Source organism: Paenibacillus sp. GYB006 (assembly GCF_036577645.1).
Classification (GTDB): domain Bacteria; phylum Bacillota; class Bacilli; order Paenibacillales; family Paenibacillaceae; genus Paenibacillus.
This window is the reverse complement of sequence record NZ_JARBDA010000022.1, coordinates 26,528-49,948: the sequence shown is the minus strand read 5'-3', so window position 1 is coordinate 49,948 and position 23,421 is coordinate 26,528. Positions and strand designations below refer to the sequence as shown.

Annotated in this window: 20 protein-coding genes and 10 tRNA genes; 29 read left to right on the top strand and 1 reads right to left on the bottom strand. The window is 41.0% G+C overall.

Going from position 1 to position 23,421, the window contains the following annotated elements; all coding sequences use genetic code 11:
- Positions 1–40: 40 nt before the first annotated feature.
- The 22 genes from PV403_RS23170 (at position 41) to PV403_RS23065 (ending at position 15,433) form a co-directional block, all read left to right on the top strand.
- Positions 41–126 (top strand) — tRNA-Tyr (locus PV403_RS23170).
- An 18-nt stretch (positions 127–144) separates the two neighbouring features.
- Positions 145–220: transfer RNA gene (locus tag PV403_RS23165), tRNA-His, on the top strand.
- A gap of 19 nt (positions 221–239) precedes the next feature.
- Positions 240–314, top strand: a tRNA-Gln gene (locus tag PV403_RS23160).
- A gap of 9 nt (positions 315–323) precedes the next feature.
- Positions 324–399, top strand: a tRNA-Lys gene (locus tag PV403_RS23155).
- 10 nt (positions 400–409) lie between these two features.
- Positions 410–490, top strand: a tRNA-Leu gene (locus tag PV403_RS23150).
- 10 nt (positions 491–500) lie between these two features.
- Positions 501–572, top strand: a tRNA-Gly gene (locus PV403_RS23145).
- Between the two features lie 12 nt (positions 573–584).
- Positions 585–661, top strand: a tRNA-Arg gene (locus tag PV403_RS23140).
- Positions 662–691: 30 nt separating this feature from the next.
- Positions 692–771: transfer RNA gene (locus PV403_RS23135), tRNA-Leu, on the top strand.
- Positions 772–781: 10 nt separating this feature from the next.
- Positions 782–855, top strand: a tRNA-Pro gene (locus PV403_RS23130).
- 9 nt (positions 856–864) lie between these two features.
- Positions 865–935, top strand: a tRNA-Gly gene (locus PV403_RS23125).
- 115 nt (positions 936–1,050) lie between these two features.
- Positions 1,051–2,583 carry an Imm26 family immunity protein gene (locus PV403_RS23120; protein ID WP_213536313.1) on the top strand — a complete coding sequence of 511 codons (1,533 nt, stop codon included), beginning with the start codon at positions 1,051–1,053 and terminating at the stop codon, positions 2,581–2,583.
- 428 nt (positions 2,584–3,011) lie between these two features.
- Entirely contained in the window at positions 3,012–3,593 is a 582-nt protein-coding gene (locus PV403_RS23115; RefSeq protein ID WP_332086120.1) for a hypothetical protein, read from the top strand.
- A gap of 252 nt (positions 3,594–3,845) precedes the next feature.
- Positions 3,846–4,940: a peptidylprolyl isomerase gene (locus tag PV403_RS23110; protein WP_332086119.1), complete on the top strand. Its 1,095-nt coding sequence runs from the start codon at positions 3,846–3,848 to the stop codon at positions 4,938–4,940.
- Between the two features lie 387 nt (positions 4,941–5,327).
- Entirely contained in the window at positions 5,328–5,762 is a 435-nt protein-coding gene (locus PV403_RS23105) for a GNAT family N-acetyltransferase (RefSeq protein WP_332086118.1), read from the top strand.
- Between the two features lie 369 nt (positions 5,763–6,131).
- A complete protein-coding gene (locus PV403_RS23100) occupies positions 6,132–6,677 on the top strand; it encodes an RNA polymerase sigma factor (protein WP_332086117.1) in 546 nt (181 codons plus the stop codon).
- A complete protein-coding gene (locus PV403_RS23095) occupies positions 6,644–7,609 on the top strand; it encodes a hypothetical protein (protein WP_332086116.1) in 966 nt (321 codons plus the stop codon). Before PV403_RS23100 ends, PV403_RS23095 begins: the two co-directional genes overlap by 34 nt.
- 596 nt (positions 7,610–8,205) lie before the next feature.
- Positions 8,206–9,126, top strand: a complete 921-nt coding sequence (locus tag PV403_RS23090; RefSeq protein WP_332086121.1) for an ABC transporter permease — start codon at positions 8,206–8,208, stop codon at positions 9,124–9,126.
- Between the two features lie 13 nt (positions 9,127–9,139).
- The gene (locus tag PV403_RS23085) at positions 9,140–10,012 is read left to right on the top strand and encodes a carbohydrate ABC transporter permease (RefSeq protein ID WP_332086115.1); all 873 of its coding nucleotides are present in this window, start codon (positions 9,140–9,142) and stop codon (positions 10,010–10,012) included.
- A gap of 63 nt (positions 10,013–10,075) precedes the next feature.
- Complete coding sequence (locus PV403_RS23080) at positions 10,076–11,701, top strand: ABC transporter substrate-binding protein (RefSeq protein WP_332086114.1); 1,626 nt, start codon at positions 10,076–10,078, stop codon at positions 11,699–11,701.
- Positions 11,702–11,751: 50 nt separating this feature from the next.
- A complete protein-coding gene (locus tag PV403_RS23075; RefSeq protein ID WP_332086113.1) occupies positions 11,752–12,546 on the top strand; it encodes a Nif3-like dinuclear metal center hexameric protein in 795 nt (264 codons plus the stop codon).
- A 56-nt stretch (positions 12,547–12,602) separates the two neighbouring features.
- Positions 12,603–13,277 (top strand): GntR family transcriptional regulator, encoded by a 675-nt coding sequence (locus PV403_RS23070; RefSeq protein ID WP_332086112.1) that lies wholly within the window; start codon positions 12,603–12,605, stop codon positions 13,275–13,277.
- Positions 13,278–13,345: 68 nt separating this feature from the next.
- Positions 13,346–15,433, top strand: coding sequence for an alpha-glucuronidase family glycosyl hydrolase (locus PV403_RS23065; protein ID WP_332086111.1), 2,088 nt, complete (start codon positions 13,346–13,348; stop codon positions 15,431–15,433).
- A gap of 98 nt (positions 15,434–15,531) precedes the next feature.
- Here PV403_RS23065 and lpxA read toward each other — a convergent pair whose 3' ends face one another.
- Positions 15,532–16,341 (bottom strand): acyl-ACP--UDP-N-acetylglucosamine O-acyltransferase, encoded by an 810-nt coding sequence (gene lpxA, locus PV403_RS23060; RefSeq protein ID WP_332086110.1) that lies wholly within the window; start codon positions 16,339–16,341, stop codon positions 15,532–15,534.
- Between the two features lie 413 nt (positions 16,342–16,754).
- Here lpxA and PV403_RS23055 point away from each other — a divergent pair, with 413 nt between their 5' ends.
- The 7 genes from PV403_RS23055 to PV403_RS23025 all read left to right on the top strand — a co-directional run bounded on the left by PV403_RS23055 (position 16,755) and on the right by PV403_RS23025 (position 23,294).
- Entirely contained in the window at positions 16,755–17,267 is a 513-nt protein-coding gene (locus tag PV403_RS23055) for a sigma-70 family RNA polymerase sigma factor (RefSeq protein ID WP_213532752.1), read from the top strand.
- A 48-nt stretch (positions 17,268–17,315) separates the two neighbouring features.
- Complete coding sequence (locus tag PV403_RS23050) at positions 17,316–18,485, top strand: hypothetical protein (RefSeq protein WP_332086109.1); 1,170 nt, start codon at positions 17,316–17,318, stop codon at positions 18,483–18,485.
- Positions 18,482–19,480, top strand: coding sequence for an ABC transporter ATP-binding protein (locus PV403_RS23045; protein WP_332086108.1), 999 nt, complete (start codon positions 18,482–18,484; stop codon positions 19,478–19,480). The genes PV403_RS23050 and PV403_RS23045 overlap by 4 nt, the downstream gene beginning before the upstream one ends.
- The gene (locus PV403_RS23040; protein ID WP_332086107.1) at positions 19,477–20,364 is read left to right on the top strand and encodes an ABC transporter permease subunit; all 888 of its coding nucleotides are present in this window, start codon (positions 19,477–19,479) and stop codon (positions 20,362–20,364) included. Before PV403_RS23045 ends, PV403_RS23040 begins: the two co-directional genes overlap by 4 nt.
- 317 nt (positions 20,365–20,681) lie before the next feature.
- The gene (locus PV403_RS23035; protein WP_332086106.1) at positions 20,682–21,458 is read left to right on the top strand and encodes an ABC transporter permease; all 777 of its coding nucleotides are present in this window, start codon (positions 20,682–20,684) and stop codon (positions 21,456–21,458) included.
- Positions 21,455–22,303 (top strand): ABC transporter permease, encoded by an 849-nt coding sequence (locus PV403_RS23030; RefSeq protein ID WP_332086105.1) that lies wholly within the window; start codon positions 21,455–21,457, stop codon positions 22,301–22,303. Before PV403_RS23035 ends, PV403_RS23030 begins: the two co-directional genes overlap by 4 nt.
- A gap of 13 nt (positions 22,304–22,316) precedes the next feature.
- Positions 22,317–23,294, top strand: a complete 978-nt coding sequence (locus PV403_RS23025) for an ABC transporter ATP-binding protein (RefSeq protein WP_332086104.1) — start codon at positions 22,317–22,319, stop codon at positions 23,292–23,294.
- Positions 23,295–23,421: the final 127 nt, after the last annotated feature.

The following is a 23,421-nucleotide window of genomic DNA, read 5'->3' as shown; positions in this document are numbered from 1 at the left end:
GTTGGGGGTTCAAGTCCTCTCGCCGGCACCAGTTTCATATGGAGGATTAGCGAAGTGGCCAAACGCATCAGACTGTAAATCTGCTCCCTTACGGGTTCGGTGGTTCGAATCCATCATCCTCCACCAGATTTATTTTAAAGTTTGGCGGTCGTGGCGAAGGGGTTAACGCACCGGTCTGTGGCTCCGGCATTCGTGGGTTCAAGTCCCATCGATCGCCCCATTTTAAACCTTATCACTGTTGGGGATTAGCCAAGCGGTAAGGCAACGGACTTTGACTCCGTCATGCATAGGTTCAAATCCTATATCCCCAGCCATTTTAGTACGAGCCATTAGCTCAGTTGGTAGAGCACCTGACTTTTAATCAGGGTGTCGAAGGTTCGAGCCCTTCATGGCTCACCATCATTTATATGCGCGTGTGGCGGAATTGGCAGACGCACTAGACTTAGGATCTAGCGTCTTTGACGTGGGGGTTCGAGTCCCTTCACGCGCATCCTTTAATTGCGGACGTGGCTCAGCGGTAGAGCATCGCCTTGCCAAGGCGAGGGTCGCGGGTTCGATTCCCGTCGTCCGCTTTTATATTTTTTGCGCCCTTAGCTCAGCTGGATAGAGCGTTTGACTACGAATCAAAAGGCCGGGAGTTCGAATCTCTCAGGGCGCGCCATTATATTTTTAGATAAGAAACAAGAAATAAGCCGGTGTGGCGGAATTGGCAGACGCGCGCGACTCAAAATCGTGAGGGAAACCGTGGGGGTTCGAGTCCCTTCACCGGCATAATATATTACGGGATGTAGCTCAGCTTGGTAGAGCACCTGGTTTGGGACCAGGGGGTCGCATGTTCAAATCGTGTCATCCCGATATTTATACGCGGGTGTAGTTCAATGGTAGAACTTCAGCCTTCCAAGCTGATAGCGTGGGTTCGATTCCCATCACCCGCTTCATAGTAAACCTCTTCGCGAAAGCGAAGGGGTTTTTTTGCTAGAAAATGCGCGAAATCAAATTCACGAAAAAAATGAAGCAAACATGGGATTAAAAGATAATGGAGAATGAATCATGAGGAAAAAGAAAGTGAATATTGGTGATATTTTTACTATTTCACTAGATGAAAATCGTTACGGGTATGGACAAGTAGTTGAGATTGGAGAAATGTATGACATTCTAATTGCCTTCGATTTTATCAGTCGCGATAAAATATTAGATGTGCAAGAAATCTTAAGTAAGGACATCGTGTTTCTTTTAAGGACAACCATTGTAAACATAGATGATGGTTATTGGGATGTTATCGGAAATGCAGATTTACCTACAGACTTAAATATTCCTAAGTACTATATTCGAGATGGATTAGATGATTTTGAGGTAGTTACTGCGAGTGAGCATTTTGTTCGTATAGCTACAAAAGAAGATTTGAATAAGTATTCAGAGAACATCGCATACTCCGCAGGATATCTGGAAGATGCCCTGAATGCCATATTAGATACACAAAATTGGAAAACGTTATTCAAGGAAATAATATATAAGCCTATAAAAGATGATTATTACCCAAATTTCGCGTCTTTACCTAACAAAAAAGTAAACATGTTTAGCGAATTTTCCAGAGGTAGGCTTGAAATCATTAATAAACTGTCAGAAGAAGAAGTGTACAAGCTACTGGCTTATAAAGATTTAGAGATTATCCAGTTCTCAAATCCAGTTGATCATTACACATTAGAATTATTAAATAATATATTATTCTCTGAAAGAGATGATGTTGAACTCCGGATTTATGGAGATTATAACAGTGATTTAAGCTTTCTTTCTATAATGCACAATGTGAGTCGCTTAACTTTAGATTGTATAGTGAGCGAGGTAACGAATTTAGATACGATTACCCAGCTTAATAAATTGAAAGAACTACATATCGGTATTTTCAACTTGGATAGCTTTGAAATATTAAACCGTGTAACTGACAGCTTGGAGTCTATTACTTTAGGTCAGACGAAATCTAAAAAACCTGATCTATCAGTTCTTGAACGGTTCAGTAAATTGAAAAAAATATATATCGAAGGACATACCAAAAACATTGGTGTAATCAGTAGTCTTAATCATCTTGAGAATGTTACGTTGAGGTCGATAACAACAAAAAATATAGAGTTTCTAACATCTCTGAAAAAATTGTCTTCACTTGATATTAAGCTTGGTGGGATAAAAGATTTTTCTGCTATCGAAGGAATGGAAAATATCAAGCACCTGGAGCTATGGCTGATTCGTGGTCTTAAGGATCTATCGTTTATTTCTAGTTTAACCGGACTGCAATCCTTGTTCCTTCAATCACTCAAAAATGTTGAAGTACTACCAGCGTTAAAAGGGTTGTCTCAATTGAAGAAAATAAACATTGAAGACATGAAAGGGCTTAAGGATATCAGTAGTTTAGGAGAAGCCCCTGCACTAGCTGAATTCATACATTCGTCGGCAATGAATATGGATATTGATGATTATATCCCGTTATTAAAAAATCATTATGTAAAAAGAGTTTCTGTTGGGTTTGGTAGTGTTAAACGGAATAAAGCATTTGAAACATTGTTAAAAAGTTATGGTAAAAAAGAATGAAGGTATCATCTTTATTATCTCTGTCTAGAGAAAGAGCAGTCCGAATCAATGTCCGGCTGCTTTTTTTAGGTTTTTCAAACCTATATATGGTAAAATGAGGGTGTGTTTTGGATTTTAGGAGTGAGGTAACCATGAAAGGTCAAAGGGGAGAGAGCTTTGGCATAATTCGGATCTCGTATATTCTAGGAATCATTGTATTATTGTCGATAATGTTTTTACCTATTGTATTTAGCATTACGTTTTCAATATTATCTATAATCGCAAGTTTTATAGCAGTTATTTTTTATAAGAATCGAAGGGCTGTTAATGTGCTCGTATTTAATGTAGTCGTGTTTTTTGTATTTGTTGTAGGGCTGTATTTTCTTTTTTCGAGCTTTGTCATTTTGGAATAGTGATTTTCTAATGAAGTGAGAAAGTAGGGGAATCTGATGAGGAAATTATTGATCGTAGCTATTTGTGGCTTTACACTGCTAACAGCTTGTTCTCAGAAAGATGATTCATTAGAAGGGTATGAAAGTAAGCTTGAAGAAGAAAAAACAAAATTTACGGAAACATTAAATGAAAAAGAAAAAAAGATAGAAGAATTAAATCAAACGATCCAGCAGCTGAATACACAGATTGATAATTATAATACAGAAAAAGAAAACTATGCTTTTATAAGTAATATTTCAATGGAATTTGTTCAAGCTCACACAACAGGAGATAAAGATAAACTTCGCCAATTGTTATCAGACGACATCGTGCTTGAAGTAAAAGATAACAAGTTATACGCCAAAAACGCTCAGGGTTATGAATGGCTCTTATTTAATAATGAAAAAAAGACTCAATTCGATGATTGGGTAATCCAGGGGTATGAATATGATCGTGAATCAAATACATTTCATATCTTTATAAGAGAATTCTACACCAGCTTAAATGTTGAACCTGAAAGTCCTCCAACATTCCTACATTTAAGCTTTATAAAGGTTAACGAGGAGTGGAAGATTCATAGTTTAGAATTTGACGTATAGAAATTAATAGTGTGCTTATTCATTTGAACAAACGTGCAAAAAGACCTTGTTAAGGTCTTTTTTATTTATTATTAGTTTCTATCAAATTTCTATCGAGAGTGAACTCGTGTGGACTAGTCTAGTATCTATCTTTTGGTGAAAGTTATTGAATTTGATATCTTTTAAAATTTTTATGTTATTTTAATGTTTTGTTTTATAAAACCTTTATATTTAATAGAGTGAGAAGGAAATCGCGAAGGGAGATTTTAAAAATTGGATAATAAGCCATTACAAAACGATAATGAAGAAGAAAAGAAAGATTCTTTAACTGAAGAGCAGGAAACAGCACAGCAAGAAACATCTCCAGAGACAGTAGTACAAGAGGAAAATGCGGAGAAGTTAGCAGATGATAAATCTGAGGTTACTACAAAAGGGAAGAGCAGCTTAGTATGGATGATTGTATCAGGAGTTCTTGCTGTAATTCTTATTATCGTACTGATCAAGCCTCCGTTTGGAGGAGACAATGAAGCCGTGGCTTCAGTCAACGGTACCAAGATTACTAAGGATGAACTATATAACGAATTGGTGGCACTCGGAGGCACGTCCACACTTGATAACATGATTACTATGGAACTCATTGACCAGGCGGCTGCGGATGCTAACGTTACTATTACCGATGAAGACGTGAATGCTGAGATTGAATCGCTGAAGACTCAATTTGGCGGTGAAGAAGCGCTGAATTCAGCTCTTGCTCAATCAGGCATGACACTAGATGACCTCAAGAAAAACACAGAAATTCAAGTGAAAATTCGTAAAATTCTGGAGCCGCAAACGAAGGTGACAGACGAAGAGATTAGCACTTACTATGAGGAGAACAAAGATACGTTTGCAACTCCGGAGCAAGTAAGAGCATCCCATATCCTGGTGGAAACTAAGGAAGAAGCCGATGCGATAAAGAAAGAGCTGGATGAAGGAGCAGACTTTGCAACTTTGGCTAAAGAAAAATCTACTGACTCTTCTGCAGCAAATGGCGGAGACCTTGGATTCTTCGGAAAAGGGGACATGGTAGAAGAATTTGAGAAAGCGGCTTTCTCCATGGAGATCAATGAGATTAGCGAACCGATTAAGTCAGATTATGGCTACCATATTATTAAGAAAACAGATTATAAAGAAGCCACAAATCCAACGCTTGAAGATAAAAAAGAAGAGATTCGTAAGTTGCTAGTAGATCAACAAGTTAGTGAACTTTCTTCAACATGGTTGTCCGATCTGCGTTCCAATGCAAAGATAACCAATAAACTTGAGGAAGAAGAGACTACTCAATCTACAGAGTCCACTGATCCTACAGAAACGACAACAACTGAATAAACGACGGAATTCCGAGGAAATAAGAAAAGAAGGCAACCAATAAAAGGGGTTGCCTTCTTTTTTGCTAACAATAGGATCGTTGTATACTTAGCTTGCTATATTTTAAATGTGATAAAAAGTTCGGTACGATTTCTCTCGGTGTTAATGCGATAAGAAATTATATTAATACCAAAAAGATAGTGGTTAATCGGTTTTACTAGTTAATCTTTTTTTGCAGCTGATCAGGAAAGTTTGAACTTAATTAATTATTCCCTTGTCCGAGTGTTGCTAATTATGAAATGATATACCAAAATAAAGAGGGTTTCTCAAATAGTATAAAGTTGAACTAATGGGAAGGGCTGTTCACAAACAAATCGGGATAACTGATAACTTATGGGGGCATAGAATATGATTGAATTTAGGGAGATCGATAGAAATAACTTTTTTGATGTGATTAAGCTGGGTGTGGCAGATAGACAGAAAGAGTTTGTAGCGAGTAATTTGTTTTCTCTGGCACAGGCTAAGGCATTTCCGGAGTGTATCTGTTTGTCGATCTACCACGATGACCTTTTAGTAGGATTTACGATGTACTGTATAGATGATGAGGATCAGGAATACTGGATCTACCGTGTAATGATTGATGAGAAGTATCAGTCAAAAGGCTATGGCAAGGCTGCAATGGAGAAGTTAATCGACAGGATTAAAGAGGATGAAAAGCATGAAGTAATCTACATAAGCTTTGAACCAGAGAATACTTGGGCAAAGCATTTATATGAGAAGTTAGGTTTTGCAGCAGATGGTCGTGTGATTGAGGGAGAAGTAGTTTACAAGCTGGAGTATTAATACGAGATGGAGATGCGAGCCTTGATAGATTATCAGGGTCTTTTTTGTTGTGATGAATGTAAATAAAGCCCCCTTATCATTAGCGGCATAGCAACGTATTAGGGGTCATTTTTAGAAGTAATGTACTTGAATCAATTTCATAATACCTTTCGTTGCTTTAGTCAAGAGTATATATAGATCAAAATGGTTCTATTTGTCTATATATAGTTACAAATTTATCGTTTTAATGAGTTATGAAATTGATTCACTTAAAGAGAATTTATATATTTAGCTTACTGTGTCCGTTTTCTAAGTTCACAACTGTTATATAGATAAACAAGCAGAAAGGGGGAGAGGGAACTGGAGCGAATCGAACAATACATAGCTGACGTGAAGGCCGGAGACATCGAGAAATTCAGTTATATTGTACATCAATATGAAAGGCAGATATTCATCTATTGCAGTCGGATTCTGAACAGCGAACAAGATGCGGAAGATGCGATCCAAGAGATTTTCTTTAAGGCGTACAAGTCGATTGATTCCTATAAACCGAGGTATAGTTTTAACTCCTGGCTGTACAAGATCGCTTATAACCACTGTATTAATGTCTTGAGAAAAAGAAAAGTATATGAAAAGGCTAAGTCTTTGCTTTTTATGGAGGAGAGAAGCAAAACAAATACGGAAGTTCATGAGCGAAGTATTTTTAGTCCTGCATTTGAAAAAGTATTTCTCAGTCTCAGTCATGCGGAGCGGAGTCTACTTATTCTTCATGTATTTCATGAAAAAACCTATCAAGAAATATCGGAGATCACAGGAACCAGCTCAGAAGCTGTCCGAAAAAGAATCAGCAGAACAAAGATGAAAGTGAAAAAAACATGGATGGAGCGGGAGGATGAGGAGGAATGGACATTTTCACTAATGAGAACCAAAGCATAAGGCGGCATAGTGTAACGGACGAAGAACTTAGGCAGATTTCGGTTGCCTCTCGTGTTATAGATCAGATCACGAACTCAACAATGAAGAAAAAAAGTAACCATAGATGGAAAACAGTGTCTTTGTTCCTTCTCTTCTGTGTGTGTATTGCTTCGGTAACAACCTATGCTGCCGAGGAATTTGCGAAAATCTATAATAAGAAGGGGAAAGTCGTCGTTGACACGTATCCTATGAAAGATCGTAACTATTATTCAAAAGAATCTAAACGGATAGAGAAATTGAAACCAGAAGCCAAACCCGGTGAACTCATAGCATATTTCCCCATAGAGACTGACTTGCAAGCCTATCTTGGCCCAACTAAAATTCTTTATGAGTATAAACCCATCCAATATTACGATATCAACGAGTTGTATAAGAAAGCAAAAAGTACAAATGCACCAGATCTGATATCCCCCTCCTATTTGTCCAAAGGATACACGTTTCATTTTGCAACAATCTGGCCGAAATATCCTTCAGCTGGAGATGGAGAAGGTTCTAAATATGATAAGCTGCTTCAAAGGCTTAGTTCGAAGGCAATAGGAACCAACGAGAAAATCACCTCAGAGACTCTGCAGTGGAGTAAGGCCGGTAGCGTTCATCTCTACTTTTCTACAAAGAATGAACCAAACAGTCTTACAGTTATAGCTTCATATGGTCTAGGACTACAGGTACCTCAACCAGCTGGCGCGATAAGCAGGAAAATAAAGATAGGTACACAGCAAGCACTAATTATGCATGATTCAAGTAATACTTACTTTAACACCAAAATCGCTTGGTATGATGAATCAACTTCCACAGCATACTTTATGGAAGATAGTGCAAGTGAAGCTTTAAGTGAAGAAGAGATGGTGAAGATGGCGGATCGTCTAATTCATGCAATATCACAAAAAGAATAGATGAATAACTATAGCACTTTTATAGAATAGGTAACTAACCATAGGGTTAGGATACTTGATTCTTGAGGGTGCTTTTTTGTGAGCAAATGGAAGCAGTTAGAGAGCCTCAGAAAAAAATCGGGACCAAATACAAGAAATATATTGAATTAATGGAAACGGTAGATTACAATAAACCCAACTAACATACTAGTATGACTAGTATTCAAAAAGTAGCTGAAGTCAGTTTTGAGGCATTTCCGTAGTTGCTTGTCATTCAAGGGGCGTTTTGTAAAGAGTCTATTGAAAAAGCGGTGTTGTTTTAAAGTTGTATTGTAAGCGCTTTTTTTAAATGAGTGGGTCCAAAGATACGTTATGTAACATGGAATGTGTCTATTGTAGAGACCTATTGATCTAATAGAAAAGGGGGATTGAATCGCAGATTTAATAGAAGTGTTACTCATCGGGTGATGGGGATATTCATACGTGAGCTCATTCGTGAGTTGAAACTTAGATTCCAAGAACCGTAATGACACCAGTCAGGGCCGAGCTTAAATGGATTGGAGTGAATGATGAACATGGATACGAAAACCGTAAGCAGTACACAGCCCCAAATAAAAATGGCACCCAAAAACAAACTGCATATGATAGGATCTCTTCTTCGTAAAGACTGGCAGCTATACTCCTTGCTTGTACTGCCTATTATCTACTTACTTATATTTAAATACGGACCGATGATTGGAAATGTGATTGCGTTTCGCCGTTTTGTACCGGGAGGAAGTATCTTCGGAGAAAAATGGGTAGGACTGCATTATTTCCAGATGTTCATCCACGATCCTACATTCTGGCGAGTGTTCACAAACACGATTATTCTAGGCGGACTTACGATGCTTCTTACTTTTCCGATGCCGATTATTTTTGCCCTTCTGCTTAATGAAGTGAAGAGCAAAAAGTTTAAGAAATTTGTGCAGACAGCATCTTACCTGCCACACTTTCTATCCATCGTTATCGTCGCAGGGATGATTCTGCAGTTGACTGCTACGAATGGTTCCATCAATGCATTGGTGCAATTCTTCACAGGTGAGACAATTAACTTTATGCAGCGTGCGGAGTGGTTCCGTACCATCTATATTACTTCTGAAATCTGGCAAGGCATGGGCTGGGGGGCTATACTCTATCTCGCAGCACTCACTACAATTGATGACTCCCTATATGAAGCAGCAAGAATTGACGGGGCGAATCGCTGGAAGCAGACGTTGCATGTAACTATTCCAGGTATTTTACCAACGATCGTAACGCTGCTCATTCTAAATATGGGAAGTTTTCTTGCGGTAGGATTTGAGAAAATTCTCTTACTATACAACCCACTTATCTACGAAACTTCCGATGTGATATCCACTTATCTCTATCGTGTCGGAATTGGGTCTAGCAACTTCAGCTATGCAACAGCGATTGGTCTGTTTGAGTCCATTATCGGGTTAATCCTTGTTTTCTCGGTGAATGCCATCTCACGCAGACTGACAGAACGAAGCTTATGGTAAGGGGGAGTGAGATATGAAGGAATCCATGTCCTATAAAATTTTTAAAATTTGTAATGCGGTCTTCTTACTATGTATTGTCTTTATCACTTTGTATCCCTTTCTCAATGTAGTCGCACAGTCGTTCAGCAGTGAAGCCTATATTAATTCGGGAAAGGTGAATCTCATTCCGAAAGGATTTAATATTGACACTTACAAGACCGTAGTAAAAGACAATATGTTCTGGACTAATTACAAAAACACCGTTGTTTATACTTTAGTGGGAACTGCTATTTCTATGTTTTTGTCTACGATTTTTGCCTACGCCTTATCTAAAAAAAGACTCATGGGGCGCAAGTTTCTAACGATGTTTGCCGTCTTCACTATGTTTTTTAATGGGGGACTGATTCCAAACTACGTACTGATTAACAGCCTTGGATTTAGTAATTCCATGTGGGCTCTTGTTATTCCGGGGGCAATCAGCATATATAACATGCTCATTATGAAATCTTTCTTTGAGAATATGCCGGAAGAATTAGAAGAAGCCGCAGCTATTGATGGACTAAGTACGTACGGGATTTTATTTCGTATCATTCTGCCACTTAGTAAAGCGGTTATGGCCACGATGGTTCTATTCTATGCCGTTGGGCACTGGAACTCCTGGTTTCCAGCCTTTCTGTACCTTGATCAAAAAGAAAAGTTCCCGGTTACGATTTACCTTCGAAATATGATTGCTGCTGCTACGGGAGGAACTTCGGCAGGGGCTACATCTGCTGATAATTTGACTCAAATTTCTGCTAACATCAAATCAGTCACCATGGTTTTGACGATTTTACCTATTTTAACGATTTATCCTTTTGTCCAAAAGTATTTTGTATCCGGTATCATGCTTGGATCGGTCAAGGGTTAACACCTAAGACATGAAAAGATCGTTCAATCGTAAGTGAATCATCAAATTATGGGGGGAAACAAAATGAAGAAACCTTCTCTTCGCGTTATGGGAAAAACAGCACTTGCAGCTATACTCAGTCTATCACTGGCGGCATGCAGCAATGGTATGGGCGGAAAAGAAGCAGAGATCCAAAATAAAGGAGCAATGGAATCCTACGCTGTAGGAGAAACTTTTAAAGCAACGGAACCTTTTAATCTATCGATTATGTATAGTGATCAGCCGCTTTATCCTTACAAAAAAGATTGGTTGTTATTTAAGAAAATCACAGAGATGACCGGTGTTACGCTGGATCCTGTTATTGTACCCATGAGTGATTATCCTCAAAAAAGATCTTTGCTCATTAGTTCGGGTGATGCACCGCTCGTTATCCCTAAAACGTATCCGGGTGAAGAATCGGCTTTTGTTTCTTCTAATGCGATTCTGCCTGTCAGTGACTACATTGACTTGATGCCGAATTTCAAGGATAAAGTAGAGAAGTGGGGCCTTGATACTGAGCTAGAAGGTCTTCGCCAAGAAGACGGAAAATACTATGTTCTTCCGGGACTACACGAAGAAATTTGGCCAGATTATACGCTGATCGTACGTACAGATATTTTGGAAAAACATAATCTTACAGTGCCGAAGACGTGGGATGAACTGAAGACGGTCATGCAGCAGCTTAAAAAAGAGTATCCGGACTCTATCCCATTCTCGGATCGTTTTAAATTCCTAAGCACACTGAATGTTGCTTCAACTGGATTTGGAACGAAAGGCGGATGGGGATTTGGCAGCGGCCTGACTTACAAGCCAGAACAAGATGAGTTCGTATATACTGCGGCTACCCAAGAATACAAGGATATGCTGACCTATTTCCACGAGCTCGTAGCAGAGGGTCTGCTGGATAAAGAAAGCTTTACTCAAGACGATGATCAGGCGATTCAAAAATTTATAAACGGGAAATCGTTTATTATTAATGGGAATTCTCAAACCGTTGTTCTGCACCGTAATGATATGAATAAGACCCTTGGTGAAGGTAAGTTCTCAGTTGCCAAAATCACGGTGCCTGGCGGGCCTGCAGGTCAGCTCATGTCTGGAGGAAGACTTGAGAACGGTGTCATGATCTCTGCAAAAGCAAAACAAAGTGAAAATTTCGAAGCGATTCTCCAGTTTATCGATTGGCTGTATTACAGTGATGAAGGTCAAGAATTTGCGAAATGGGGAGTCGAAGGAGAGACATATACGAAAGAAAATGGGGTGCGTAAACTCGCTGATGATATTAACTTCAATGGTCTGAATCCAAAAGGTACAAAAGATTTACGTATCGATTACGGTTTCTCTGGTGGAGTATTCGCCTATGGCGGGACGACGGATTTGCTGCACTCTATGTTTAGTGAAGAAGAACTGAAGTTCCAAAATGACATGAAAGAAGTCAAAGAGGTCCTTCCAGCAGAACCTCCAATCCCGTATTCTATAGAAGAACGTGAGAGAGTTACACTCCTCAGTACACCGCTTAAAGATTATACAGATCAAAATACACTCAAATTTATTCTGGGTGACCGAGATTTGTCCGAGTTTGATGCGTTTGTAAAAGAACTGGAGAGCCAAGGACTAACGCAGTATCTGGAACTTGCAAACAAAACATATAAAGAGTACAAAGAAGGAAAATAAGCTTTCCGTTATCAAAATTAAATCACAGAGGGTAAGGTGATCATTTGTCATTGACCGTTCAAGACGTGATTCGTGTACTTCCTCGTTCATCTGGACCTAACGGTTCTACGGTGGATGGGCTTATCACGGGGAATCTGAACCAAAAGGTTCAGGGAGTGGCTGTTTCCTTTATTGCTTCCCATGAGACGATTGAGAAAGCAGCACAGCTTGGAGCAAATCTTTTCATCACCCATGAAGGTGTGTTTTATGAACATCATGGGAGCAGAGCAGAAAAGGAACTAAAGAATCCTGTCATCTTAAGAAAAAAGGAACAGATTAAATCGCACCAAATGATCTTATACCGATATCATGATGGCCCGCATCAAGCGGTTCCCGATATCATCACGCATGGACTTCTACAAGCGTTAGACTGGGATACGTATCAATATAGCCATCTGAAGTATGCTTGTCTGGTTACCCTTCCCGAGCCGCTTAGCGTGCAGCAGATCGTTCATCATCTGAAGGATAGACTTGATCTTCCTTATGTTCGTTTTGCTGGAGACAGTGAACAAAAGTGTTGTGAAATTGCTCTTACTTCCGGTTATCGGGGCGGGGGTAATATCTCGCTTCCTTTATTCACGGAACATAAAGTCGATTTACTAATAGCAGGAGAAGGTCCTGAGTGGGAAACACCCGAATATGTACAGGATGCGGTGAGTCAAGGAAGCACGCTATCACAAATCCTGATTGGTCATGCAGCTAGTGAAGAGCCGGGAATGAAGGTAATTGCTCAGCAGATTCGAGATCATTTTCCGGATCTCCCGGTTTATTTTATACCCACATCCCAGGTCCTTAAGGTGCTGTAACATAGTCAATAACTAGAGAAAAGCGGTTAAGTATTGGAGAAGAAAGAGGGAACCGTATGTCTACAGAATCAAAGCTCAAAGGCTCTACTCGGGCTTACTCTTATCATTATTTAAAAGATAAAATCATGCACTTGGAATTAGAACCGGGAAAGAAAATTTCCGAGAAAGAGATATCAGAAGAACTGAATGTAAGCCGAACTCCGGTACGTGAGGCTTTTATGAAACTGGCAGAGGAAGAGCTGCTAGATATTGTTCCGCAAAGTGGAAGCTCGGTATCTCTGATTAATCTTGCGCATGTGGAAGAAGGAAGATTCATACGAGAGAAAATTGAGAGAGAGATTGTAGCTCTTGCATGCGAATCTTTTGATGAAGAGTACAGGTTTCGGATGGAAACCAATATTGCTTTGCAGGACGTCTGCGCAGGCAGAAACAACGTTTACAAACTGTATGAGCTTGATGAAGAGTTCCATCAGATTTTGTTTGAGGGTACAGGAAAAGCACGGACATGGAAAATGTTGCAGCAGCTCAATATTCATTTCAATCGTCTTCGACTGCTAAGATTGTCCAAAGATTTGAACTGGGACAACATCATTTCTCAGCACAAGGAAATATATCAACTGATTGTGAACAAAGAGACATCACAAGCTGTTCAAATCATGGAGAATCATTTGCGGCTCGCTGTAGTGGAACAAGATTTCTTGTTAGAGAAATATCCGCATTATTTTGTCTAATTGAATCCATTTCATAGTCCATTCATTGGCTTTAAAAACTTTCAGAAATAGAGAGGATGAGTGACCTCATGACTGAGCTACAACAGCTTCCTTATTCTTCGGCCGACAAAGGTTGGTTACGATATGAGAAAAGACAGAATTCACCTTGTTTATCCACGATTGTAAGACATAGCTCCGCATCAGGAGAAGCAGTAGAGTCCGCCATACGGGAACTTCGTTACGCTATTCTCCAGATGACTGGAAATGAACCTGAACTAACAACGACAGCGAACTTATCTGATGATGCTGCTCATGGTTCATATATTCAGCTTGCTTTGGTCTCTGCGGAAGATTTGCCTGAAGCGTTACAGACAAAGGAACTCTCTCAGCAGCTGGGGGAGGAAGGGTTTGCCCTGAGGTCATTGCCGCAAGAAGAAGGTGAATCCGTATTTATTATAGGAAAAACAGAGAAAGGCTTGCTGTATGGTACGTTCCATCTGCTGCGGCTTCTGCAGTCAGAGGGACAGACGCTCACTCAGCTGGAAGTTATCGAAAATCCGAGAAACCCGCTTCGCATGATGAATCATTGGGACAACATGGACGGTTCCATTGAACGAGGATATGCAGGACGGTCTATTTTTTTCAAAGATAATCAGTTTGTGCAAAATGACGAGCGGATTCGGGATTACGCAAGGATGATGGCTTCGATTGGGATCAATGGAATTTCTATTAATAATGTAAATGTCCATAAAGTAGAGACGAAGCTGATTACGTCAGAGTTTTTACCGGATGTAGCGAAAGTAGCTGGGATTTTTAGAGCTTATGGGATCAAATTATTCCTAAGTGTCAATTATGCGAGCCCGATTCAACTTGGAGGAATTGAGACGGCAGATCCTCTTGATGAAAGAGTCGGTGCATGGTGGAAGACGAAAGCGGAGGAAATATATCATGCAATACCAGACTTCGGCGGGTTTGTAGTCAAAGCAGATTCGGAGCACAGACCCGGACCATTTACGTATGGAAGAACCCATGCAGATGGCTCGAATATGCTCGCTGAAGCACTAGAACCTTATGGCGGAATCGTGATTTGGCGCTGTTTTGTATATAACTGCCTGCAAGACTGGCGGGATCGAACAACAGATCGTGCAAGAGCAGCATACGATCATTTCAAACCGCTCGATGGACAGTTTAAAGATAATGTGATTTTGCAGATTAAGAATGGTCCGATGGATTTCCAAGTGCGTGAAGGGGTATCTCCGCTGCTTGGTGCCATGCCGAATACAAATCAAATACTGGAATTCCAGATCACTCAGGAATACACGGGACAGCAAAGGCATCTCTGTTATCTGATTCCGCAGTGGAAAGAGATACTTGATTTTGATACATACGCCAAAGGTTCCAAATCCGAGATTAAGAAAGTAGTGTCTGGCGAACTGTATCCGTATGCACATAGCGGGATTTCAGCTGTAATTAATGTCGGGGATGATGAGAACTGGACAGGACATACGCTTGCCCAAGCGAATTTGTATGGGTACGGACGATTGACTTGGAATCCAGATTTGTCTGAACAGCAGATCACTTCGGAGTGGATCCATCAGACGTTTGGAAATGACCCCGATGTTGTAGATCATGTAAGCTCCATGCTTGAAGCGTCTTGGGGGATCTATGAAAGTTATACCTCACCGCTTGGAGTAGGCTGGATGGTCAATCCAGAGCATCATTATGGTCCTAACGTGGATGGATATGAATATTCGGTCTGGGGTACGTATCATTTTGCCGATTGCGATGGGATTGGGGTGAATCGTACGGTAAAAGACGGTACAGGGTATACAGGTCAATATTTCCCGGAAAATGCCGAACGATATGAATCGCTTGTGACCTGCCCGGATAAGCTGTTGCTTTTCTTCCATCATGTGCCTTATACGCACAAGCTGCATTCGGGAAGTACGGTAATTCAGCATATCTATGATACTCACTTTGCCGGAGTAGAAGGAGTAGAGAATCTTATTCAGCAGTGGAGCAGTCTGGAAGGGAAAATCGATGCGAAACGTTATGCAGGTGTAATGGCACGACTTGAACATCAGCATAAGCATGCTAAAGAATGGCGAGATATTATTAATACCTATTTCTATCGTAAATCAGGGATTGCAGATGAACAGAACCGGACGATTTATTAGGGTTTAATTCTCCGGTACGTAAACTAAAAAAGCTGCTGAGGAGCCATTCCTCGGCAGCTTTTTTGAGTAATCTGAAAATAATAGTGCATTGTTACTATTTAGGAGGAGTGAACTTTATCGTTCATTCTTGCGATTCCTTGTGTGGATTTATTAATAAATTGGAGTGTATGGTGCTTGCATTCCGATGAAGGTAAGGCATTTATTGCTTCGATCGATTTAGCAAGTGATAACTTCTGGCGAAATAAAATAGAGTGTATTTCTTTTATGATCTTCACTTCATCCCTGGATATTCCCTCTTTCCTTAACCCGAGAATATTTACACCACATATATCTCCACGTTCACCGTTAGCAAAAGAGTAAGGTACAATATCTTGGGAAACACCGCTCATCCCACCGATCATGGAAAGCTTACCAATTTTACAGAATTGAAGAATACAAACCTGGCCGCCAATAAATACACAATCTTCAATCTCCACGTGACCGGCTAATTGAGCACTATTAGCAATGACGATGTGATTACCCAGTATAGCATCGTGCCCGATGTGGACGTAATTCATAAGGAGATTGCCATCTCCTACACGTGTTACACCATCACTCTTGTGTGTTCCTTTACTAATTGTTACATACTCCCTTATGGTGTTGTTATCACCAATAATCAGGCGATCTCCACCGTTTTTACATGATTTATCCTGTGGGACTGCACCAATGATAGCACCTTGAAATATCTGATTATTTCTCCCTAACTGTGTGTGTGAACCAATAAGAACATGGCTTCCAACTTTGCATCCATCTCCGATTCTGACTCCTTCTTCAACAATGCTGAACGGCCCAATGGTAACATTCTCTCCAATTACCGCTGTTGGATGAATAATAGCTGTGTCATGAATAGTCAACGTTGAACTGAACATTTTTATCCCTCATATCTAAAGTGATTTATAAATCTATCAGTTTATGTCGAATTGTGGTTGTTTTAGGAAGTTATAAGATGGATGTTCTATTTGTTTCTTCTTATCTGGACAAGCTGAGTGCACTATTATTGCCCCTGTTATCAGTTTAACAAAGAACTAATCTTACACGTCTCTTCAGCAAGTTATTCTCCAGAAAATTTCCATATTTTCTATAATTCGAGGTTTTTTCTACATCTCCTTCTTATCAATCTATTTGAACGCTGAATTAGGATGTTCGATATTTTATAATAAGTGAAACCATTTCTTAACTCATTAAAGCAACTAAAGATATGTTGAAAATTGATTTTAGTGCTACAAAATAAATATAAGGTCCGTCTTATAGATAGCTGCAGCTGAAAGGAGACGAATAACGCATGGAAGGACCAGAAATTGATATTTTCCGCACCGTGTTTGAAGAGCATTATCCGATCGTGAGACGTAAACTCGTTGCACTGGTTCAGGATGAAGCCGCGGCGGAAGATCTTGCGCAAGAAGTTTTTATCAGGTTATACCGTAATCCGCCTGATGATCCGGCCGCAATGGGTGCATGGTTACATCGTGTACTGACTCGCATCGGATATGACTATATAAGTAAACAAATTAGAGAGCGAAAATTAAAAGATAAACAGGAGCAACATTATGATATGGGGCAGCAGATAGCCTCCGGAGAGGAAGTAGTTCTTAGGCGCATGGACCAAGAAGAGGTTCGGAAGTGGATGGAAGAGCTGCCTGAACGAGATCGTAAGGTGCTGATGCTAAAATACTCTGGTTACAGCTACGCTGAAATTGCCGAGGAACTGAATATAAGACCGCCTCTTGTCGGCTCCATGCTGAGCCGGGCAACGAATAAATTGAAACGGAAAGTACTAAGAAAATCGGTGACTTAGGATCTTCGCCTCACGAGAATATGGAATGATAAGGAGTTGAATGAATCCATGACCTCTATAAAAGATAACAACGAAAATGAACGGATAGATGAAGCATGGCAAAAGCTCACATCCAAGCTCCAGAAAGAGGAGATGAGCCCCAAATGGGCAGCTTGGGCGTCGAGCCAACTGGATATGAAGAAATCAGAAAAGCTGGAAATAGATCAAACAAATCGAGTTTCCACAAATACATTCAAAGGAGAGATGAGAGAAATGAAGATAAATGAAGATAATAAGAACTCAATGAATAAGAATCAAGACAATAAGCCAAAGAGGAAGAAAGCAAAGAGACATCCTGCTAAAAAGTGGATCAGCATCGCAGCTGCTGCAGCGATTGCCGGCGTGATGGTAGCAACACCTATTGGTGATAAAGCACTTGCTGCGATCCTGAATCAATTCCGAATGGAGGAAGTCACATCGGTAGATGAAGGAGAACTGATGAACTTGTTTAACACGATCTCAGAAGGAGCCGGTGAGCAAGAGTTTATAAATAAGTATGGAACTTTTACGAGTGAATCTGGGGAGTACATCAAAACGGAGAACAAGACAGCAGAGCAGATCGCGAATATGATCGGTTTACAAGCCGTAACTGATGAATTGATTGATCCGAAACATTCTGGAATTGCGAACAGTTCACAGACGATAACGATGAAGCTGGATATACCTAAAGTGAATGCAACGATGAAACGACTGGGAGCAGATGATCTTATGCCAGAATCACTAGATGGTAAGCTTATTACATTCGAGATTCCTGCAATGTTATACCAGATCTATCAAACAGATGATAATAAAAAAAGCGCATCTCTATATCAACAAAAAATTCCGACAGTTAACGTAGACTCTTCTGTGGCAATTGAAGATGCAGTAAAAGCAGTGCTAAACTTTCCACTATTGCCAGATCGAATGAAGTCAGCAATCCAAACGGAACAGATATTGAACGGAAAACTGCCGATTCCAGTAATTACTAATGGTACTGTTGAGAAAATAAGTGTTGATGGCAATTCTGTCATTTTAGAACAGAATAGTGACAATTACTATGGAGAATCAGGTAAAGAAGAGATTGTTAATTATACGGCTACATGGACTAAAAATGATGTGGTGTATCGCTTGAAGGGATACACTTTGTTCGATACAAAAGAGAAAATGATCGAAGAAATCAAGGAGCTGATGAACCAGTGACAGCAGCTATTCATACCGAAGGATTGACGAAAGAGTTCGATAATGGTCGTGGTTGCCGTGATGTATCGATCACTGTTCAGAAAGGGGAAGCCTTTGGCTTCCTCGGCCCGAATGGAGCAGGGAAGAGCACTTTTGTGAAAATGCTGGTTGGTCTGATTCATCCTACAGAGGGAACGGCAACCATCTTTGGACATCCGATTCATAGTCTGGAAGCGAAGAAGCGGATTGGTTACTTGCCGGAGTTATTCAGGTATCAAGAATGGCTGACAGGAGAAGAGGTAATTAAACTTCATGCAAAACTATGCGGAGTAGATACAAGAACAGCCAAAGAGCGAATTCCAAAATTGCTTGATGAGGTAGGACTTGGCAGCCGGGGAAAAGGCAAGATTAAGAACTATTCTAAAGGGATGCAGCAACGTCTTGGACTTGCGGCAGCGCTTGTTAGTGATCCGGATATTATCTTTCTGGACGAACCATCCTCAGCCCTGGATCCTGTTGGGCGTAAAGAGGTTCGCTCTATTCTGATGAAATTGAAAGCAGAAGGTAAGACCATCTTCTTGAACTCTCACATGCTTGAGGATGTAGAAGCGGTATGTGACCAGATTGCACTACTTAATAATGGGGAGATTCTACGTACGGGCGATGTAGGAAATGTCCTTCAGCAAAAAGTAACCTATCGCTTTAAAGTAAGCGGGTATACACCGCTTGTTAGAACTTGGCTTCAGGATGAAACGGGTTTTGAATTTGAAGTAGAAACGGTACATAAGCCGGATTCTTCTACTAATACAGCGCAGCAAGAACTTGTTATTTCAGGACATGATACGGTCTGGCTCAAAGCCGAATTACAGAATGAAGAACAGGCGGGATGGATTAATTCATTACTCATTGAACAAGGGCTTACGCTTTATGAAGTTGGGAAAGAGAGTGGTAAATTGGAAGACTGGTTCTTAACGGCAGTGAAGGGGCTTAGTCATCGGGGGGAACGAGACGTATGATGCTCATTATGCAGATGACCTGGAAAGAGATGATTCGTAAGCGGGTTATGGTGCTCGCTATGATTCTTACGATACTATTTCTAATTGCTTATTGGTTTATTGCGGATGCTGTCGCAGGAAGTGAGAGCTTTGGGATGTTTTCGGAGGGGAATTCTCTCATTACTAACTATACGACGGGAGTTCTCATGATGATGATCGGCTTCTTCTTTGCTGGTTTTGTCATTGCGCTGCTCTCAATCTTTAGCTCATTCTCTTCGATCGCTGGGGAAGCGGAGCAAGGAGTCATGCAGGCGCTGCTTACACGTCCGATATCAAGAACACAGTTTTATATTGGGCGGTGGCTCGGATTTGTCACGTTGCTCTGCTGTTACACGCTGATTTTATATACAGCAATTATGGTCATTACGGATATCCATGCAGCAATCCCTAAAGCCTTTATGGTTCATGTTAAGGCACTGCTCTTGCTTGCTCTCATTATTGTTCTGCTCGTTTCACTTACGATGCTCGGTTCTACTAAATTTTCATCGCTCGGAAACGGTGTGTTTATAACCATGTTATTTGGAGCGGGCTGGCTTGGCGGTATGCTGGAGAAGGTGCAGAAGATCGGGATTTTTGAGGCCTTTGGCGCAGAAGAAATCGGTAATACGCTGTCTAATATTTCGGGACTCATGTCCATCATTATGCCAGTGGATGCGTTGCAGCGAAAAATGATGCATGGACTCATCGGTCTTGATGAACTAGGCAGTATCGTTAATGTAAGCCATATGATATCCGGATTTTTCATCGGAGATGTTCCATCGGGCACCTTTGTGATCTATGCGATGCTATATGCTGCCATTGCTTTTGTATGGGGCGTCCTGCGATTCCGCAAGAAAGATCTGTAATTTTAATTTCAAATAAATAAATAATTAAATAAATAAGACCATCGGGACAACGAAGGAAGGCTGCTGCTTTCATCTCTTCTGCGTAGATTTTAAAGCTCTGTTACTAGCGCAGGAAGAGATATTGTAAAAAGCATGAGACAACTTGGACCCGGTGGTTTTTTTGCGTATTTTAAAGTTCTAAGACGTAAATTTCTACCTGCAAAAAACAATTGTATTTACCTTCCATATTTGGTATGATAGTGGCCTTCTCGCATTTCACCTTGTCTGAAGTAGACGCACGGCTGGCGTCTCAACCAAGCTTATCGGAGGTGTATTCATTGCTCTATTTCACCCTGGCCCGTAAGGCCTATGCAAGGAACTTGCAGTACCGCGGTGCACATATGGTGCACAATGTCGCAAGCGCTTTATTCGGTTATCTGTACGCCTGTATCTGGATTGGAATTGGGGAAGGACGCTCTCTTGGAGAATACGGAACACAGGGGATGGTCAGTTACATTGCATTTACGCAAGCATCCCTTTGGGTAACGTCTTTTCTAACGAATGGCCTTGGGATCCCGGAGTCTGTAAGAACAGGTCATATCTCTATGGATCTGATGAGACCCGTTCATCTCTTTACGCATCTCATGTCCAGAGAATGGGGGCAGATTCTCTATCAGTTTCTATACAAATCCATTCCTATCTATCTCGTTTATCTCATTGCCTTCAAGCTTACGCTGCCAGAGAACGGAATGACGTATGTCTTAACCACAGCAAGTTTGCTCGGAGCTGCTTACATGGGAATCTGTATCAACTATCTCATTGGAGTCACTGCGATGTGGACCACCGAATCAAGCTGGCTGCAATGGGCAAACCATGCACTTGTTAATTTACTTGCAGGATTTTTCATCCCTATTGAATGGCTGCCTAAGATTCTCCAAACGATTGCCTGGTGGTCACCCTATCCGTATCTTCTGTATGTACCGACTCGCATTTACCTTGGTTATGAGGATGGCTCTCTACTATTAGGAACCATGGTGTGGATGCTGCTGCTCACGCTGATTTGTTTTCTTGCTACCTACTATCTTCGGAGAAAAGTGGAGGTGCAGGGAGGATGAACACAAAGACGGAGACATATTCATCACAAAAATATACCACTTTCTATCCACTTCGCACCTACTTAGAACTTTACGTATTACTGATCCGCACGAGCATCAAAAGTTCCATGCAATACAAACTCAATTTCTTTCTCGGTTCTTTTCTCGCCGCTTTTATTCAAATTGCTGAATTTCTGATGATTGCGATTGTGCTTCATCGGTTTGGAGCCATTCAAGGTTGGAATATCTATGAGGTTGGTTATCTATTTTCCATCATGACTTTATCAAAAACGGTATACCGTTCCATTGCGAACGAAGTACATCATCTCGAAAAATATTTAGTCAGCGGAGATATGGACCAGTTGCTGACAAGACCGTTGCCCGTTCTTTTCACTCTACTGCCGCAGCGCTTTCGTATCATGCTTGGGGAGTGGCTGCAAGGAGGATTTGTCTTTGGCTGGTCTATTCATGGAATGATGAGCAGCGGCCAGATTGGATGGATTGCTGTGCCGCAGTCTTTATTGGTGGTCTTGACGGGGGCCGTTCTTTTATTTTCTATTGGCCTTGCTACTGCGACAATTGGATTCTGGACGACAAGAATCAGCGAACTCCAGACATTTACGGAAGACGCGGCAGGTACGGCAGCAAGATTTCCGCTCTCCCTTTATCCGAATTGGCTTGCCGGGATGCTCCTTTTTGTGCTGCCAGTAGGTCTAGTCAATTATGTACCCGCCCTTTATATCTTGAGAGGGGAGTGGGGGCCGTGGATTTTTCTCATCATTCTTTTGGCAGCGATGGGCTTTCTCGCCCTCAGCCTGCGTTTTTGGAAATTTGGCATGACAAAATATCAGAGTACAGGTAGCTAAGGAGGAGTCGGGTATGATCGAAGTACAAGGCTTACATAAGGAGTTCAAAACGCCTGTCGTGAAAGACGGGAGTTTTGCGGGACTCCGCGCTTTATTTTCTAGAGAATACACGGTCAAACAAGCCGTTCAAAATATCAGTTTCCGGATTGAACCTGGAGAATTTGTAGGTTATATCGGTCCGAATGGTGCAGGAAAATCGACGACAATAAAAATGTTAACAGGTATCCTTCATCCGAGTTCAGGAAACGTACGAGTAAATGGAATGAATCCGCATCAGCAGCGAAGACAAGTCGTAAGACGTCTTGGAGTTGTGTTTGGTCAGCGCAGTCAGCTGTGGTGGGACCTTCCGGTAAAGGACAGCTATGATATCCTCGCCAAAATGTACCGGGTGGATGATAAGGATAAATACGAGCGGCTGGAAGAGTTTGCAGCTCTTCTCGACCTGAAAGAATTCTGGGATACGCCTGTACGCAAATTGTCGCTTGGACAACGGATGCGTGCCGATCTAGGTGCAGCAATGCTTCATAATCCGGATATTCTGTTCCTTGATGAACCAACGATCGGGCTTGATGTGAATGCAAAGCGCAATATCCGCTCATTTTTGAAACTGCTGAACAGGGATTTCGGAAAAACGATTCTGCTGACAACCCATGACATGGATGATATCGAACAGCTATGCAGCAGAGTAATGGTCATTAATCATGGACAGCTTACTTATGACGGTACGGTGCAGTCTCTAAGAGAGAATATAGGTCTTCCTACCATTATTAAAGTCTCGTATCTTGAGGATATCAAGAGTTCAAATCTCGGGGGATTCCATCACGAAGCGGTGAAGATCATAGACTGTACCGAGCGAACAATTACCGTAGAAGCGAATCGAAACCGCATTGGTACAATGCAAATCTTGGCTCAGCTTGGCGAATGGGGTGAACTTGCAGACGTAGAGATGCAGGAACCTGATTTTGAAGATGTTATTCATAAAGTATATTAGGTTATATCGGAAGGCCATTTCCCGCTGTGGGAGTGGCCTTTTCTTATTAATTGAAGAATTCTTTTAGCTGTCTTTCTAAAAATATTTTATGGTAAAGGCTTGCTTTTTGAACTGATTTTTAGGACGA

What these genes read in the sequence shown, in the direction of transcription:
- PV403_RS23120 (WP_213536313.1), top strand. Translation starts at nt 1,051, where the DNA reads ATGAGGAAAAAGAAAGTGAATATTGGTGATATTTTTACTATTTCACTA.
- PV403_RS23115 (WP_332086120.1), top strand. Translation starts at nt 3,012, where the DNA reads ATGAGGAAATTATTGATCGTAGCTATTTGTGGCTTTACACTGCTAACA.
- PV403_RS23105 (WP_332086118.1), top strand. Translation starts at nt 5,328, where the DNA reads ATGATTGAATTTAGGGAGATCGATAGAAATAACTTTTTTGATGTGATT.
- PV403_RS23095 (WP_332086116.1), top strand. Translation starts at nt 6,644, where the DNA reads ATGGACATTTTCACTAATGAGAACCAAAGCATAAGGCGGCATAGTGTA.
- PV403_RS23090 (WP_332086121.1), top strand. Translation starts at nt 8,206, where the DNA reads ATGGCACCCAAAAACAAACTGCATATGATAGGATCTCTTCTTCGTAAA.
- PV403_RS23085 (WP_332086115.1), top strand. Translation starts at nt 9,140, where the DNA reads ATGAAGGAATCCATGTCCTATAAAATTTTTAAAATTTGTAATGCGGTC.
- PV403_RS23080 (WP_332086114.1), top strand. Translation starts at nt 10,076, where the DNA reads ATGAAGAAACCTTCTCTTCGCGTTATGGGAAAAACAGCACTTGCAGCT.
- PV403_RS23070 (WP_332086112.1), top strand. Translation starts at nt 12,603, where the DNA reads ATGTCTACAGAATCAAAGCTCAAAGGCTCTACTCGGGCTTACTCTTAT.
- PV403_RS23065 (WP_332086111.1), top strand. Translation starts at nt 13,346, where the DNA reads ATGACTGAGCTACAACAGCTTCCTTATTCTTCGGCCGACAAAGGTTGG.
- lpxA (WP_332086110.1), bottom strand. Translation starts at nt 16,341, where the DNA reads ATGTTCAGTTCAACGTTGACTATTCATGACACAGCTATTATTCATCCA.
- PV403_RS23055 (WP_213532752.1), top strand. Translation starts at nt 16,755, where the DNA reads ATGGAAGGACCAGAAATTGATATTTTCCGCACCGTGTTTGAAGAGCAT.
- PV403_RS23050 (WP_332086109.1), top strand. Translation starts at nt 17,316, where the DNA reads ATGACCTCTATAAAAGATAACAACGAAAATGAACGGATAGATGAAGCA.
- PV403_RS23040 (WP_332086107.1), top strand. Translation starts at nt 19,477, where the DNA reads ATGATGCTCATTATGCAGATGACCTGGAAAGAGATGATTCGTAAGCGG.
- PV403_RS23030 (WP_332086105.1), top strand. Translation starts at nt 21,455, where the DNA reads ATGAACACAAAGACGGAGACATATTCATCACAAAAATATACCACTTTC.
- PV403_RS23025 (WP_332086104.1), top strand. Translation starts at nt 22,317, where the DNA reads ATGATCGAAGTACAAGGCTTACATAAGGAGTTCAAAACGCCTGTCGTG.